Source organism: Actinomyces sp. oral taxon 180 str. F0310, assembly GCF_000185285.1.
In the GTDB taxonomy this organism is placed as follows: domain Bacteria; phylum Actinomycetota; class Actinomycetes; order Actinomycetales; family Actinomycetaceae; genus Pauljensenia.
The window spans coordinates 1,117,404-1,132,741 of the sequence record NZ_GL622194.1 but is presented as its reverse complement, the minus strand read 5'-3'; the positions used below and the strand labels follow the sequence as shown (position 1 = coordinate 1,132,741).

General features: G+C 67.7%; 14 protein-coding genes and 3 tRNA genes. 16 read left to right on the top strand and 1 reads right to left on the bottom strand.

From position 1 onward, the window contains the following. The 11 genes from HMPREF9006_RS10830 to htpX form a co-directional block, all read left to right on the top strand. Window positions 1–888: molybdopterin-dependent oxidoreductase (locus tag HMPREF9006_RS10830; RefSeq protein WP_009212453.1), on the top strand; the 888-nt coding region annotated here is incomplete at its 5' end. Continuing rightward, window positions 888–2,216 carry an NADH-quinone oxidoreductase subunit NuoH gene (gene nuoH / locus HMPREF9006_RS04910; RefSeq protein WP_034232123.1) on the top strand — a complete coding sequence of 443 codons (1,329 nt, stop codon included), beginning with the start codon at window positions 888–890 and terminating at the stop codon, window positions 2,214–2,216. The genes HMPREF9006_RS10830 and nuoH, both read left to right, overlap by 1 nt. Then, window positions 2,209–2,862, top strand: a complete 654-nt coding sequence (gene nuoI / locus HMPREF9006_RS04905) for an NADH-quinone oxidoreductase subunit NuoI (protein WP_009212451.1) — start codon at window positions 2,209–2,211, stop codon at window positions 2,860–2,862. The genes nuoH and nuoI overlap by 8 nt, the downstream gene beginning before the upstream one ends. Further along, window positions 2,859–3,836 carry an NADH-quinone oxidoreductase subunit J gene (locus HMPREF9006_RS04900; RefSeq protein ID WP_009212450.1) on the top strand — a complete coding sequence of 326 codons (978 nt, stop codon included), beginning with the start codon at window positions 2,859–2,861 and terminating at the stop codon, window positions 3,834–3,836. Before nuoI ends, HMPREF9006_RS04900 begins: the two co-directional genes overlap by 4 nt. Continuing rightward, the gene (nuoK, locus tag HMPREF9006_RS04895) at window positions 3,833–4,132 is read left to right on the top strand and encodes an NADH-quinone oxidoreductase subunit NuoK (RefSeq protein ID WP_009212449.1); all 300 of its coding nucleotides are present in this window, start codon (window positions 3,833–3,835) and stop codon (window positions 4,130–4,132) included. Before HMPREF9006_RS04900 ends, nuoK begins: the two co-directional genes overlap by 4 nt. A 15-nt stretch (window positions 4,133–4,147) precedes the next feature. Further along, window positions 4,148–6,124, top strand: a complete 1,977-nt coding sequence (gene nuoL, locus HMPREF9006_RS04890) for an NADH-quinone oxidoreductase subunit L (protein WP_009212448.1) — start codon at window positions 4,148–4,150, stop codon at window positions 6,122–6,124. Window positions 6,125–6,149: 25 nt separating this feature from the next. Continuing rightward, window positions 6,150–7,694, top strand: a complete 1,545-nt coding sequence (locus HMPREF9006_RS04885) for a complex I subunit 4 family protein (RefSeq protein WP_009212447.1) — start codon at window positions 6,150–6,152, stop codon at window positions 7,692–7,694. Between the two features lie 11 nt (window positions 7,695–7,705). Further along, window positions 7,706–9,259: an NADH-quinone oxidoreductase subunit NuoN gene (gene nuoN / locus HMPREF9006_RS04880; RefSeq protein ID WP_034232120.1), complete on the top strand. Its 1,554-nt coding sequence runs from the start codon at window positions 7,706–7,708 to the stop codon at window positions 9,257–9,259. Further along, window positions 9,256–10,269, top strand: coding sequence for a polyprenyl synthetase family protein (locus HMPREF9006_RS04875; protein WP_009212445.1), 1,014 nt, complete (start codon window positions 9,256–9,258; stop codon window positions 10,267–10,269). Before nuoN ends, HMPREF9006_RS04875 begins: the two co-directional genes overlap by 4 nt. A gap of 184 nt (window positions 10,270–10,453) precedes the next feature. Continuing rightward, the gene (locus HMPREF9006_RS04870) at window positions 10,454–11,965 is read left to right on the top strand and encodes an FAD-dependent oxidoreductase (protein WP_009212444.1); all 1,512 of its coding nucleotides are present in this window, start codon (window positions 10,454–10,456) and stop codon (window positions 11,963–11,965) included. A gap of 138 nt (window positions 11,966–12,103) precedes the next feature. Next, a complete protein-coding gene (gene htpX, locus HMPREF9006_RS04865; RefSeq protein WP_009212443.1) occupies window positions 12,104–12,979 on the top strand; it encodes a zinc metalloprotease HtpX in 876 nt (291 codons plus the stop codon). A 44-nt stretch (window positions 12,980–13,023) separates the two neighbouring features. Here htpX and HMPREF9006_RS04860 read toward each other — a convergent pair whose 3' ends face one another. After that, window positions 13,024–13,527: a YajQ family cyclic di-GMP-binding protein gene (locus HMPREF9006_RS04860; RefSeq protein WP_009212442.1), complete on the bottom strand. Its 504-nt coding sequence runs from the start codon at window positions 13,525–13,527 to the stop codon at window positions 13,024–13,026. 99 nt (window positions 13,528–13,626) lie between these two features. Here HMPREF9006_RS04860 and HMPREF9006_RS04855 point away from each other — a divergent pair. The 5 genes from HMPREF9006_RS04855 to HMPREF9006_RS04835 all read left to right on the top strand — a co-directional run bounded on the left by HMPREF9006_RS04855 (window position 13,627) and on the right by HMPREF9006_RS04835 (window position 15,325). Further along, window positions 13,627–13,708, top strand: a tRNA-Tyr gene (locus HMPREF9006_RS04855). Window positions 13,709–13,803: 95 nt separating this feature from the next. Next, window positions 13,804–13,876, top strand: a tRNA-Thr gene (locus HMPREF9006_RS04850). A 27-nt stretch (window positions 13,877–13,903) separates the two neighbouring features. After that, window positions 13,904–13,980: transfer RNA gene (locus HMPREF9006_RS04845), tRNA-Met, on the top strand. A 52-nt stretch (window positions 13,981–14,032) separates the two neighbouring features. Beyond that, a complete protein-coding gene (gene rpmG, locus HMPREF9006_RS04840; protein WP_003792256.1) occupies window positions 14,033–14,203 on the top strand; it encodes a 50S ribosomal protein L33 in 171 nt (56 codons plus the stop codon). An 87-nt stretch (window positions 14,204–14,290) separates the two neighbouring features. Beyond that, entirely contained in the window at window positions 14,291–15,325 is a 1,035-nt protein-coding gene (locus tag HMPREF9006_RS04835; protein ID WP_009212441.1) for a sialidase family protein, read from the top strand. The last annotated feature ends 13 nt before the right edge of the window (window positions 15,326–15,338 follow it).

Sequence of the window (15,338 nt, the reverse complement as noted above, 5' to 3'; positions counted from 1 at the left end):
CCCCGCCGCGCCGGCGACCGGGCCGCCGTCGAGGCCGGCCTGCTGCCGGGGCTGGCCCCCTTCGGCCGAGGAATCGACGAGGCCGGAGCCGCCTCCCTCGGGTGGGGCGACCTGCCCGAGCGCGGCCTGGACGCCTCGCAGATGATCGAGGCGGCGGCCTCCGGTTCCCTCGGTGCCCTCGTCGTCGGCGGCGTTGACGTGCGAGACTTCCCCGATCCGGCGCTCCTGCGCCGCGCCCTCGACGAGGTCCCCTTCCTGGTGTCCCTCGAGGTCCGCTCCTCCGAGGTGAGCGAACGCGCGGACGTCGTCCTTCCCGTGGCACCCGCGGTCGAGAAGAACGGCACGTACATCAACTGGGAGGGACGCCTACGTCCCTTCGGCCAGGCTCGCTCGGCGACCTCCCTGACCGACCGCGATGTTCTCGTTCGACTGACCGAGGAGTTCGACGACGACCTGGGCGTCACCGCCCTGTCGGACCTGTACGCCGAGGTCAACGCCCTCATGGATTGGGACGGCGAGCCGCAGGAGTTCGCGGCGGTTGCCCCGGCCGCGGCTCCCGCCCCGGAGCCGGGCCGCGTCCTCGTCGCCTCCCACAAGCCCATGATCGACGCCGGACGCCTCCAGGACGGAGCCCCGTGGCTGGCCGGATCGGCCCGACGCCCCGTCCTCCTGGCCTCCGCGGCCACGCTGGCCCGTGCCGGCATCGTCCCCGGGGCCGATGCGACGCTCGAGACTGAGCGCGGAAGCGTCACCCTTCCGGCCGCTATCGGCGACCTGCCCGACGGCGTCGCGTGGGTTCCCGAATGCTCGGTCGGCTCCGTCCTACACGAGCGCCTCGGCGGTGTCGGCACCGTCGCGACGCTGCGCGCCACGCAGGAGGTGGCATGATGACACTCGCACCCTTCGCAGTCCCGGAGTACTCCGCCGCGGACTTTAGTCACGAGACCTGGTGGCTCAGCCTCATCAAGGCCGTCTTCATCATCGTCTTCCTGATCGCCAACGTGCTCATTGCCCTGTGGGTGGAGCGCCGAGGCCTGGGTCGCATGCAGACGCGTCCGGGCCCGAACGTGGCGGGCCCCCTGGGTCTCTTCCAGGCCTTCGCCGACGCCGGTAAGCTCCTCTTCAAAGAGGACATGTGGACCCGTCGGGCCGAGAGGTTCCTGTACTTCCTGGCCCCCGCGATCGCCGCCTTCGCCGCGTTCAGCGTCTTCGCGGTCATCCCCATGGGACCCAACGTGAGGATCGCCGGCATCTCGACGCCCCTGCAGCTGACTGACATGCCCGTCGCCTCCCTTTACATTCTGGCCATGGCATCGGTGGGCCTGTACGGCATCGTCCTCGGTGGTTGGTCGACCCGCTCGACCCTGCCCCTGTACGGCGCCGTGCGATCCACCGCCCAGGTCATCTCCTACGAGCTGGCCATGGGCCTGTCCCTCGTGAGCGTCTTCCTCATGTCGGGCTCCATGTCCACCTCGCAGATCGTCGCCGCCCAGGGACAGTTCTGGTGGGGCTTCACGCTCCTGCCGGCCTTCGTCATCTACTGCATCAGTGCCACCGGCGAGGTCAACCGACTGCCCTTCGACCTTCCCGAGGCCGAGGGCGAGCTCGTCGCCGGACACATGACCGAGTACTCCTCGATGAAGTTCGGCTGGTACTACCTCTCCGAGTACGTCAACATGCTCAACGTCTCGGCCGTGGCCACCACGATGTTCTTCGGGGGCTGGCACGCGCCCTGGCCGCTGTCCCACGTCGAGTTCCTCAACTCCGGCTGGTGGGGCATGCTGTGGTTCTTCCTCAAGCTCTGGTTCTTCATGTTCCTGCTGGTGTGGACCCGCGCGACTCTGCTGCGCTTCCGCTACGACCAGTTCATGAACTTCGGGTGGAAGCGCCTCATGCCCATCGCCCTGGGATGGCTCGTGCTTGTCGCCCTCGTGCGCGGCATCACCCAGTTCGTTGAGGTTCCCACCCCCTACCTCTTCGGAGGAGTCGGGGTCCTCTTCCTCATCGCCCTGGTGATCATCTGGCTGACCGACAGGCCCGAACCCGAGCCGGTCCCGCCATCCGAGCGCGACTACACGGGCTTCGAGGACGGCTTCCCCGTCCCGCCCCTGCCCGGACAGACCCCCGTCGCCTCGCCGCGCGCCGCCGCCACCATTGAGGGCGAGCTGGCCACGGCCGGGGCATCCGACAGCCCGAAGGAGAGCACCGATGAGTGAGAAGACCACCGACGAGGACATGCTCTTCGAGCACGACCCCAAGGGTGCGTTCGCCCAGTTCGTCGCACCCATGGCCGGCTACGGCGTTACGCTGTCGTCCTTCTTCCGGCCCACCGTCACCGAGCAGTACCCCCGTGAACCCGCGCGAGTCATGCCCCGCTTCCACGGACGTCACCAGCTCAACCGCTACGACGACGGCCTGGAGAAGTGCGTGGGCTGTGAGCTGTGCGCGTGGGCGTGCCCCGCCGACGCCATCTTCGTCGAGGCCGCCTCCAATACCCCCGACGAGCAGTACTCGGCGGGCGAACGCTACGGCCGCGTCTACCAGATCAACTACCTGCGATGCATCTTCTGCGGCATGTGCATCGAAGCGTGCCCCACGCGGGCACTGACGATGACGAACGACTTCGAGATCGCCACGTACACGCGCGAGGACGACATCTACGAGAAGGAAGACCTGCTGGTTCCCCTCTCCGAGGGAATGCTCGCAGCGCCTCATCCCATGGTCGAGGGGAAGAACGACATCGACTACTACCGCGGGGAAGTCACCGGCCCCACCGCCGACCAGGTCGACTGGGTCGCGGCCCGCCGCCCAGACGACCCCTCCCTCAAGACGGTACGAGTCGCGCAGGAGGCACGCTCATGAACCTGTCCATCGATTGGCCCCTCATGGAGTCAACGGGGGAGATCATCCTCTTCGTGTGCACGGCCATCGCCATGGTGGCGTGCGCCCTGGGGGTCCTCTTCTGCAAGAAGGCCGCCCACGCCGTCATCTGCATGGTCGGCGTCATGCTCGGCCTCGCGATCCTGTACATCGCCAATAGCGCTCCCTTCATGGGAGTCGCCCAGATCGTCGTGTACACGGGCGCCATCATGATGCTGTTCCTGTTCGTCATCATGCTCATCGGTATCGGCGCCTCCGACGACTACGTGCGTCAGAGCCGCGGGGCGATCGTCGGGTCCGTCCTCGGCGGGCTCGGGCTCGCTCTCATCATCGCGACGGCGATCGTGAAGTCCTCCCACGCCGCGCACGCCCCCAGCAAGGCGACCCCCACCTCCGACGAACCGATCACCGACCTGGCGATCATGCTCTTCCAGGAGCACTGGCTGAGCATGGAGCTCGCCGGCGCCCTGCTCATCACGGCGGCCGTCGGCGCGATGCTGCTCACCCACTCCGATCGCCTGACCGCCAAGGCCGATCAGGCGCAGACCGCGCGCTCCAAGATGCGGGCCTTCGAAGAGAAGGGTGCGCGCATCGGTCAGCTTCCCGCCCCCGGCGTCTACGCCCAGTCGAATGCGGCGGACGTGCCGGCGCTCTCGGGCGAGACGCTGGGTCCCGTCGAGGAATCCGTGCCCCGCGTCCTGCGCGTACGCGGCCTGACCCGCACGATCGGCGAGGTCACCCCCGAGGTCTCCGCCCAGCTCACCCTCGCTCGCACCGATCGGGACGGCGGCTCCTCCGAGGCGGAGTCGCCCTACGCGATCGGGCGCACGCCCGACGTTCCCCGTTCCGGCTCCTTCGGGATGCCCGGCGCCACCGCGCCCACCGGACTGGCACAGCCCCAGCCTCGCCGCCGGCGCACAACCACCCCCACTGAGAAGAAGGAGGAGAGCAAGTGAGTCTCGCCTGGTACCTCATCCTTGCGGGTGTGCTGTTCGGAATCGGAGCGACGACGGTCCTCGTGCGCCGCAGCGCGGTCATCGCGCTCATGGGCGTCGAGATGATGCTCAACGCGGCGAACCTCGTCCTCGTGACGTTCTCGCGCATCAACTCCAACATTGACGGCCAGATCATGGCGTTCTTCGTCATGGTCGTGGCAGCCGCCGAAGTCGTCGTCGGCCTGTCGATCATCGTGTCCATCTACCGTTCGCGCTCGACCACGAGCGTGGACGACCTGAACCTGCTGAAGAACTGAAGGAGGACGTAACGCATGACCACCTTCGTTTTTGCGCAGGCCGTTGGAGCCACCGACGTGGTTGCGGCCTCGGGGCCCGCATCCTACGCGTGGCTCCTCATCCTGATCCCGCTCGCCTCCTCCGGCCTTCTCCTGCTCCTGGGGCGGGCCTCGAACCGGTGGGGACACCTGCTGGCCACGGCAGCGTCGTGGGCGACCTTTATCGTCGGCGCGCTCATCGCCGCCCAGATGTGGAGCGCTCCCGAGAGCGCGCGCCGCTTTACCCAGACGCTCTTCACGTGGATTCCCGCCGGTGACTTCACCGTGAACTTCGGGCTGCTTGTCGATCCCCTCTCCATCACCTTCGTGATCCTGGTAACCTTCGTCGGCTCGCTCATCCACGTCTACGCGATCGCCTACATGGCGCACGACCCGGCCAGGCGCCGCTTCTTCGCCTACCTGAACTTCTTCATCGCGGCGATGCTGACGCTGGTCCTGGCCGACTCCTACGCCGGGCTCTTCGCTGGCTGGGAGGGCGTGGGCCTCGCATCCTACTTGCTCATCGGCTTCTGGAACCACGTTCCCGCCAACGCCGTTGCCGCGAAGAAGGCGTTCATCATGAACCGCGTGGGCGACATGGGCATGCTCATCGCCATGATGGCGATGGTCGCCTCCTTCCACTCGGTGACCTTCGCGGATGTGTCCTCGAAGGTCGCCTCGGTTCCGACCGCGTCCGCGACCGTCATCGGGTTCTTCCTGCTGGTCGCCGCCTGCGGTAAGTCCGCCCAGTTCCCCCTGCAGGCGTGGCTGGGTGACGCGATGGCCGGGCCGACGCCCGTGTCCGCGCTCATTCACGCCGCCACCATGGTTACCGCCGGCGTCTACCTGATCGTCCGCTCCGGCGCGGTCTTCGTCGCCGCCCCCGTCGCCGCGACCGGCGTCGCCGTCATCGGCGCGATCACCCTGCTCTTCGGAGCGATCGTCGGCTCGGCCAAGGACGACATGAAGAAGGTCCTCGCGGCCTCCACCATGAGCCAGATCGGCTACATGATGCTTGGCGCCGGGTTGGGTCCCATCGGCTGGGCGTTCGCGATCTTCCACCTCTTCACCCACGGCTTCTTCAAGGCCCTCATGTTCCTGGGAGCTGGCTCCGTCATGCACGGCATGGGCGACCAGGTCAACATGCGTCGCTTCGGTGCCCTGCGAGGCGCCATGAAGGTCACGTGGCTGACGTTCATGATGGGCTGGCTCGCCATCCTCGGCGTCCCGCCCCTGTCCGGCTACTGGTCGAAGGACAAGATCATCGAGGCTGCCTTCAGCGCCCACAGCTTCGGCAGCGCCGAGGCCGCGTGGGTCGGCTGGGTCTACGGACTCGTCGCCCTGGTCGGCGCCGGGGTCACGGCCTTCTACATGTCGCGCCTCTTCTTCATGACCTTCCACGGCAAGGCCCGCTGGACCACCGAGGCCGAGGGAGCCGCCGTGCACCCCCACGAGTCCGGCCCCCTCATGACGGTCCCGATGATCGTCCTCGCCGTCGGTGCGGTCCTCCTGGGCGGCGCGCTCTCCGTGGGTGACACCTTCATCAACTGGCTTGCTCCCGCGATCGGTCACGTCGAGCACGGCCACCCCGTCCTGAACGAGTACGTGATCCAGGGCGCGACCCTCGCCCTCGTGGTCGTCGGCGCGCTTGTCGCGTGGATGAAGTACGGTCGCGATGAGGTTCCCACCTCCGTTCCCGCCGGAAACGCCCTCACCGAGGCCGCCCGCCGCGACCTCTACCAGGACACCGTCAACGAGACCCTGTTCATGATGCCCGCCAAGGGGCTGGTGACCGTCGCCAGAGTCGGGGACGCGAGCGCCATCGACGGTGCGCTTCGCGGCCTGGGGGGCGGCTCCCAGATGCTTGGGCGCGTCGTCGGAGTGACCCAGAACGGGCTCGTGCGCACGTACGCCGCCTACATTCTCGGCGGCGTCATCATCGCCCTGGCCATCGTCCTCGGATTCAGGCTCTAAGGGGTACACGACAATGGAAAGTGCAATGGTTGCTGCTAACTTCCCGTGGCTGTCCGTCCTCGTGGCCGTTCCGGCCGCGGGCGCGGCCCTCCTCGGCTTCGTTCCGCCCCTGCGACGCGCCGCAGGACGCGTCCTCGCCCTCGCGTGTGCCCTCGTCGAGCTCGCGCTCGGCGTCGCCGCCGCCGTCACCGTCTTCGACTGGTCGGCCCCCGCCACGTACCAGGTGTACGAGAGCCACGAGTGGATCCCGCAGATGGGCATCACCTGGTCGCTGGGCGTCAACGCCCTCGGCCTGGTCATGATCCTCCTGGCCCTCGGTCTCGTCCCCCTCGTCCTCATCGCGGGATGGAACGAGGAGGAGGCCGACGATCGCGGAGCCTACCCGGCCCTCGTGCTGGCCCTCCAGGCGTTCATGGTCGTCATCTTCGCCGCCTACGACCTGGTGGTCTTCTACGTCGCCTTCGAAGCAATGCTCGTCCCCCTCTACCTGATGATCGGTCGCTACGGCACCGGGGAGGAGGCAGCTCGCCACAGGGCCGCCATGAAGTTCCTCCTCTACTCGCTGTTCGGCGGCCTGGTCATGCTCGGTGGAATCCTCTTCCTGTGGGCCAGCGCGTCGCGCGCGGCGGACGGAGCCTCCACGTTCTTCCGCCTGGACACCCTCGCCTCGACCCTTCCCGGCGCGGCATCCTCCGTGCAGATGGTCGTCTTCGTGACCTTCATGGTTGCCTTCGCGATCAAGGCGCCCATGGTTCCGGTTCACACGTGGCTGCCCGACACGGCCGCCGTCGCGCGCCCCGGCACCTCCGTTCTGCTCGTGGGCGTGCTCGACAAGATCGGCACCTTCGGCATGATCACGCTGTGCCTCCAGCTCACGCCCACCGCCTCGTCGCACGCGAAGTGGGTCATGTGCGTCCTCGCCGTCATCTCCATCGTGTGGGGCGGCCTGGCCGCCAACGGCCAGAACGACATCATGCGCCTTGTGTCCTACACCTCGGTGTCTCACTTCGGTTTCATGGTCCTGGGAATCTTCATCGGATCGAACCTCGCCCTGGTCGGAGCCATGTTCTACATGGTGGCCCACGGCGTGTCGATCGCCGCGATGTTCCTGCTCTCGGGCTGGCTCGCGCGCCGCGGTGGTACGCAGGACATGCGCGAATACGTCGGGATGCAGCGCGTCACGCCCGTCCTGGCGGGCCTGTGGCTCGTCTCGGGCCTGGCCTCGATCGCCCTTCCCGGCCTGTCGGGCTTTGTTCCCGAGTATCTGGTCCTCATGGGGACGTGGACGGTGAACGCGCCGCTGGCGCTCGTGGCCGTCATCGGTGTCGTGATCGCGGCCATGTACGTGCTCATGCCCTACCAGCGCGTCTTCACCGGAGCGCCCGGCAAGGGCAAGGAGGAGCTGGTCGACCTTGGCGGTCGCGAACGAGGCGTGATGGCGCCGCTGGTCGTCGCGATGCTCGTCCTCGGTATCTGGTCGGCCCCCCTCGTCGGAGCACTGACTCCGGTTGCTGATAGTTTCGGCCACCCGGCCACGGCGCCGGCCGCCGCTGAAGGGAGCGCACAGTGAACGTCCTACCCATGGCTACCTTCGAGGCCCCCCAGGTCCACTGGCTGAGCCTCACACCGATCCTCATCGTCCTCGGCGGAGCGGTCCTGGGCATCCTCGTGGAGGCATTCGCCCCCGCGAAGGCCCGTCGCCCCATCGTCATCGCCCTCGCGGTTGCGGCGACGTGCGGCGCGGGTTCCGTTCTCGTTCTGCGCTGGGCGCCGGTCGTGGCCGCGCCGACCACGCTGGGGGAGTACATCGAGGATCCGCTCACCATCGCGGCGCAGTTCGTGCTGGCGGTCCTCGGGTTTGTCGCCGTGCTGGTGATGGCCGACCGGACGAGCGTCGGGGATGGTGCCTTCGCCGGCCAACCCTCGGACCGCCCCGATTCGGCGGCCGAGGAACTGACCCAGCGCCACTCCTATCAGCGCTCCGAGATCTTCCCGCTGGCGCTGTTCTCCCTGGGCGGCATGATGATCTTCCCGGCGGCGGACAACTTCGTCACCCTCTTCGTCGCCCTCGAGGTCATGTCCCTGCCCCTGTACATCATGGCTGCGACGGCGCGCCGCCGCCGCCAGCTGTCCTTCGAGGCGGCGCTGAAGTACTTCGTGCTCGGCGCGTTCTCCTCCGGCTTCATGCTCATGGGCGCGGCCCTCCTCTTCGGGTTCTCCAACTCCCTGCGCATCTCGGCGCTGGGCAGCGCGATCTCGACGAACACGAACATGGACTGGATGGTCCTCGTCGGCGTGCTGAGCGTCATGGTCGGTCTCCTTTTCAAGGTGGGTGCGGCCCCGTTCCACGCGTGGACCCCGGATGTCTACACCGGGGCTCCGACCCCCGTGACCGGCTTCATGGCTGCCGCCGTGAAGGTCGCCGCTTTCGCCGCGATGGCTCGCTTCTACCAGGCCGTGGCTGCCTATCTGCAGTGGGACTTCCTGTACGTCTTTGCCGCCGTCGCGGTCCTGACGATCCTCGTGGGGACCTTCGCGGGTCTCGTCCAGGACGACGTCAAGCGCATGCTGGCCTACTCCTCGATCGCCCACGCCGGCTTCATCCTGATGGGCATTCTCGCGATCCAGAAGGGCGGCACGGGCCATGTGCTCTTCTACACGCTCGGATACGGCCTGGCGACCGTCGGTGCTTTCGCCGTGGTGACGCTGGTGCGCTCCTGCGATGCGGAGGGCAACGCCTTGGGCGAGGCGACAAGCCTGCGCAAGTGGGCGGGCATCGGCCGCACCAACCCGTGGATAGCGGCGTCGATGCTGGTGTTCCTGCTCTCGTTCGCGGGCATCCCGCTGACGGCCGGCTTTGTCGGCAAGTTTGTGATCTTCTCGGATGCCATCGCTGGCGGAGTCGGTTGGCTGGCGATCGTGGGCCTCGCGGCTTCGGCGATCACGGCGTTCTACTACTTCCGCCTGGTGCGCCTGATGTTCTTCACCGCGCCCGGTGAGGAGACGGTCGTGGTCAAGTCCGAGGGCATGAGCGCCGTCGCGATCGTCGTGTGCGTTCTTGGTACGATCGCCCTGGGGGTCTTCCCCGGTCCCGTGTTGAGCCTCCTCGAAAAGATCGTCATACTGATTCCGTGAACGTCCAAACACCCGATCTTCATGTTCCCGACCTCGAGTCTCGGATTACGCCAGGGCTCGAGGTCGTCGAGCGTCGTCTCCTGGAGGCCGTCTCCTCGTCGCGCGACCTGACGGACGAGCTGACGTCACACCTGGCGGTCGCGGGTGGCAAGCGGATGCGTCCGCTCCTGACCCTCGTGTGCGCGCAGCTGGGGGAGAGCGATCGCCGCCTGGACGATGCGGTGCTGACGGCGGCGACCGCCGTCGAGCTCACCCACCTGGCGTCCCTCTACCACGACGACGTCATGGATTCCGCGCCGACGCGGCGCGGGGTTCCCTCGGCTCAGCACCTGTGGGGCAACAACCGAGCAATCCTCGCGGGTGACATTCTTTTCGCGCGCGCCTCCCTGCTGGTTGCCTCCCTGGGTCCCGAGATCGTTGCCCACCACGCGCGCACCTTCGAGCGCCTGTGCCAGGGGCAGCTGAACGAGACCTTCGGTCCGACACACGGGGCCGATCGCGTCGACTTCTACCTGCAGGTCCTGGCCGACAAGACGGGTTCCCTCGTGTCGACGGCGGCGTCCTTCGGGGCGCTCCTGTCGGGCGCGGGGCGCCTGGTCGCCGATGTCGTGGCCGACTTCGGTGAGAAGGTGGGTGTCGCCTTCCAGATCGCCGACGACGTCTTGGATCTGGCGTCGTCGGGGGAGCAGTCCGGCAAGACGCCCGGGACGGACCTGCGCGAGGGTGTGGATACTCTGCCCGTCCTGCTCCTGCGTCGCCGCCAGGAGGCGGGAACGATCGACGAGGCGGGGGCTCGCATCCTGCGTGACCTGGCGGGGGACCTATCCTCGGACGAGGCGCTGGCCGGCGTCGTCGAGCAGCTGCGCACGCACGACGTGCTGGAGGAGACCCGCGAGCTGGCCCGCCGGTGGGCGAGCGATGCCGTGGACACCCTGGAGGCGCTTCCCAAGGGCGAGGCCAAGACGGCGCTCGTCGCCTTCGCCAACCTGATGGTGGACCGCCTGGCGTAGGCGCGCGTCGCGAGGCCGGGGCCAGGATGCGCACCGTGGAGCGCCCCCGCCCCGGCCTCGTCGCAACCCCGGTTGCACCTTGAGGTGTGTGAGGGGTCTCAGGTAAGGTGGCCCTCGGTGTTGGGGCGCTAAACTTGGTGCCCAGGTGCGCGCACTCGCGCGCGGTCACAGAAGGAGAACTTGGTTGGCACCGCTCAACGTCGCCGTCATCGGCGCTGGTCCCGCCGGCATCTACGCCTCCGACATCCTGTCGAAGTCGGGGCTCGAGGTCAACATCGATCTCTTCGAGCGGCTTCCGGCCCCCTATGGGCTGGTGCGCTACGGCGTCGCGCCGGATCACCCGCGCATTAAGCAGATCATCGTCGCGCTCTACAAGATCTTGCAACGCGGTGACATTCGGCTGCTCGGCAACGTTGAGGTGGGCCGAGACGTGAGCCTTGACGACCTGCGCGACCACTACGACGCGATTGTGATCGCGACCGGTGCCGATCGCGATCATCCCCTGGATATTCCGGGCGTGGATCTGCCGGAGTCCTACGGTGCGGCGGACTTCGTGTCCTGGTACGACGGAAACCCGGACTATCCGCGCACGTGGCCGCTTCAGGCCCGGCAGGTGGCCGTCATCGGCGTGGGCAACGTGGCGCTGGACGTGTCGCGCGTGCTCGCCAAGCACGCCGAGGACATGCTCAAGACGGAGGTCCCCGCCAACGTCGCCCGCGCCCTGGCGGAGAACCCGATCACGGATGTTCACGTCTTTGGTCGGCGCGGCCCGGCGCAGGTGAAGTTCACGCCGCTGGAGCTGCGCGAGCTGGGCAAGGTGCCCGACGTGGACGTCATCGTGTCGGAGGAGGACTTCGACTTCGACGAGGGGTCCGAGGAGGCCCTGCGCGCCTCGAATCAGCAGCGTCAGGTCGTCAAGACCCTGACGAACTATGCGATGGCCGACGAGGAGGAGCACACCGCGTCGCGGCGCATCCACATTCACCTGTTCCAGTCGCCGGTCGAGATCGTCGCCGACGAGCGCGGGCACGTCAAGGCGCTGCGCACCGAGCGAACGGCCCTCAACGGCGACGGCAGCGTCTCGGGTACGGGCGTCATCACGACGTGGCCGGTGCAGGCCGTGTATCGCGCGGTTGGCTACTACTCCTCCCCGATCCCCGGACTTCCTTTCGACAGGCGAGCGGGCGTGGTGCCCAACGTCGAGGGGCGCGTCATTGAGGGAGAGACGACGAAGGACGAGTCCGCGGCCGTTGTTCCCGGCGTGTACGCCACCGGATGGATCAAGCGCGGTCCCGTCGGGCTGATCGGCTCGACCAAATCGGATGCGCAGCAGACGATCACGCACCTGGTGGAGGATGCGACGGCTGGTCGCCTGCACGCCAAGACCACGGCGGTCGGTCACGAGGCCATGGTCGCCCTGCTGGAGGAGCGCGGCGTGGAGTACACGACCTGGGAGGGGTGGGAGCTTCTGGACGCCTACGAGCAGGCGCTGGGGGAGAGCTTCGGCGAGCTTCCCGGCGGTCGCGGCAGGCGGGAGCGCATCAAGGTGGTCTCGCGCCGTGTCATGACCGACATTTCGCGTGGTGTTCCGGTAGACCCGGCCACCGCGGACCACATCGGGCAGATGGGTGAGATGGGAGTCCCCACGGCTCCCGAGCGCTTCGACGACTACACGGGACCCGGGCGCCGTATCTAGGGCGCGCACGCTGGCGGAGGGGGCGGGCGGAAATTGGCCGCCCCCTCGTGGCCGCCCGACAGTGCGTCGCCGCGCACTCACACCCGACCTTGTGCTCTCTCCCAGGAGGCTTCCAGGTGATCCCCGTAGGATCCTCCCATGGTGCATAGGAACTACCACAACGGTCTGAAGACGACGCTCCTGCTCGGAGGCATGTGGGCGCTTCTCTTGCTGATCGGCTCGCTGGTCGCAACGAGCACGGGTCGTGTCGTGTGGATCCTTGTCTTTGCGGGTCTCGGGCTGGCGCAGACCGCCTATGTGTTCTGGAACTCGGCGACCCTCGCGCTGCGGTCGATGGGCGCCTATCAGGTCAGCGAGGAGGAGCAGCCGGAACTGTATCGGATTGTTCGGGAGCTGGCGCAGCGGGCCGATCAGCCGATGCCGACCATATGGGTCGCGCCCTCGCTGACGCCCAATGCCTTCGCCACGGGCCGCGACCCCAGCAACGCCGCCGTGTGCTGCACCGAGGGGATCCTCGCGATCCTGGGCGAGAGGGAGTTGCGCGGCGTCCTTGGGCACGAGCTGATGCACGTCTACAACCGGGACATTCTCACCACGTCGGTCGCGGCGGCGATGGGTGGCCTCATCACGGCTATCGCCCAGGTGATGCTCTTCGTCGGCGGCGGTTCCCGTCGCGAGGGAGGGGCCCTGGGTTTTCTCGGAATGATCGCGATGAGCCTGCTGGCCCCGATCGCGTCGACCCTCATCCAGCTGTCCCTGTCGCGCACCCGAGAGTTCGACGCGGACGAGGACGGCGCGATGCTGACTCAGGATCCCCTCGCGCTCGCCTCGGCCCTGCGCAAGCTCGAGATGGCGACGGATCGGCACCCGATGGAAGACACGCCGCGCACGCGCAACGTCGCCGCGATGATGATTGCCAACCCCTTCCGCGGCGCCTCCGTTGCGCGGGTCCTCTCGACGCACCCGCCGATCGAGGAACGCATCGCGCGGCTCGAGAAGATCGCCGGCTACTAGGGGCGGCGCCCCCGCACGGTTCTCCCGGTCTGGGCGCCTCGTCTCTAGCGGTAGTTGACGAATTGAAGGGCGACGTCCAGCTCCTCGCCCTTGGGGCCCTTAAGGAGCGCGATGACGGCCTGGAGGTCGTCGCGCGACTTGGAGGACACGCGCAGTTCGTCGCCCTGGATCTGGGCCTTGACTCCCTTGGGTCCCTCCTCGCGGATGAGCTTGGAGATCTTCTTGGCGCTCTCCTGCGGGATGCCCTCCTTGAGGGGGCAGGCGAGCTTGTAGAGCTTTCCGGATGCCTTGGGTTCGCGGTCCTTGTAGTCGAGGACCTTCAGGGAGAGGCCGCGTCGGATCAGCTTGGACTGCAGCACGTCGAGGATCGCGAGAACGCGCGAGGCCGAGTTCGCCTCCATGGTGATCGTGTCCCCGCTGAGGGTGATCGCCGCGTCGACGCCTCGAAAGTCGTAGCGGTTGGCGATCTCCTTGGCGGTCTGGTTGACGGCGTTGTCGACCTCTTGGCGGTCGAGCTTGGAGACGACGTCGAAGGAGGAGTCGGCCATGAGAGTCACCTTTCGTTGATATTTCGCCAGTCGGCCTTCCGATTGGCGTTGGAAGCTATTTTAGTGCTATTCTTTCACGGCACCGCGAGAGCGGCGCGCGGCAGGTTACCAAAGCGGCCAAATGGATCTGACTGTAAATCAGACGCTTCGTGCTTCGGGGGTTCGAATCCCTCACCTGCCACAGACTCGCTGGTTCCAGTGAGTGACGCCTGTGATGTCATTCTCAGGCTCCGGGATTGCCTCGGCACGCGGAGATGGGATAGGCTTTCCGGCGTTGCCCCGATAGCTCAGTAGGCAGAGCGTCTCCATGGTAAGGAGAAGGTCAAGGGTTCGATTCCCTTTCGGGGCTCCGGTTGCGGACTCGTCCGCTTCCGGCGGCGGGGTAGCTCAGCTGGTCAGAGCGCACGACTCATAATCGTGAGGTCGCGGGTTCGAGCCCCGCCCCCGCTACCAACTCTTTATCCGACAGGTCGCATAGCGACGAAACTAAGCGAGGGAAACAACCGTGGCAAGCAAGTCCCAGGACGTTCGCCCCAAGATCACTCTGGCCTGCTCGGAGTGCAAGGAGCGCAACTACATCACCAAGAAGAACCGTCGTAACACGCCGGATCGTCTCGAGCTGGCGAAGTACTGCCCGCGCTGCCACAAGTCGACGGCGCACCGCGAGACCCGCTGACCGCTTCTCGTCTCAAGACCCCGAGGAACTGTTGTTCCCCGGGGTTCTTTGTCTGTGCGCCGTCCCGCCCTGTCCTATCATGGTCGAATGATCGCACGTGTTGAAGCCCGCAGGATCGTCGCTCCCCTCGGCGAGGGCGAGGCGCGCATCCCCGCTCTGGCTCGCCTGGGGGACGCAAGGACGGTGCTGTTCTACGACGAGCGGCCCGCTCCCGCCAGCGGAGAGGGTTCCGACTTCAACGGGCTGACCATGGCCTCGGACCTGCCCAACCCGAACCGGATCAGGTGGATGGAGCGCCGCGGGAGCGGGCTGTGGTCTGAGGCGCGCCCGCTGCCGCAGGGGGCGCCCCCGGTGTCCTCGGACGCGTGCGTGGGCGTGGACGGTGACGGGCTCGTACACCTCGCCTTCGCCTCGTCGGAGGGTGCCGTGGGCTACATGGACTCGCGCCGCCGCGGTGAGCGCCTGCGCGCCTGGTGGGCGTGGGGGAGGGGGCCGGAGGAGCTGGCCTACGCTGACGTGACCAATGCGCTCTACGAGGCGACGGGCGCGGACGCCCTCTTTGCGACGTCGGGGGCAACCGCGACGGTTGACGGGGCGGTCGCCCTACCCTATGTCGTGCGCGTCGGAAGCGAGACGCACGTGCGCGTCGTTGGCGCGCGCGGCGGCCGGTTGGAGTGGGTGTCGGATCCGCTCGCGGGTGGGGACGGTGTCCTCCTGGATGAGACGACCGTGAGCGTGTGGGACGGGCGTCTCGTTGCCTGCTGCCGGATTCAGGGCTTCGAGGGGCGCGGCTCGGGAGCGCGCTACCTCGCGTGGGGTGACGGGCAGAGCTGGGAGGGTGGGCGCCTGTGGGAGCTCGAGGACCCGGGGTGCAACGCGCGCCTCGTCCGTGACCTCCTCGTGCATCCGCATTCGCGTCGCGCCCGCCGCGCCGGCGCCCTCGTGCGGCTCGCGCCCCCGTGGGAGGAGGGCATGAGCGCCGAGGTGCTCGCCTCCTTCGGCGAGGGCGGCTTCGGCTATAGCGACATGGCCCTGGCCGGGCGCGAGCTGCTCGTGGTCTTCGAGCGCGACCGGGGCCTGTGGGAGGCGACGCTGCCGACCTCCGGCGTGCTCGGTGAGTGAGCCCGGCGGGAGG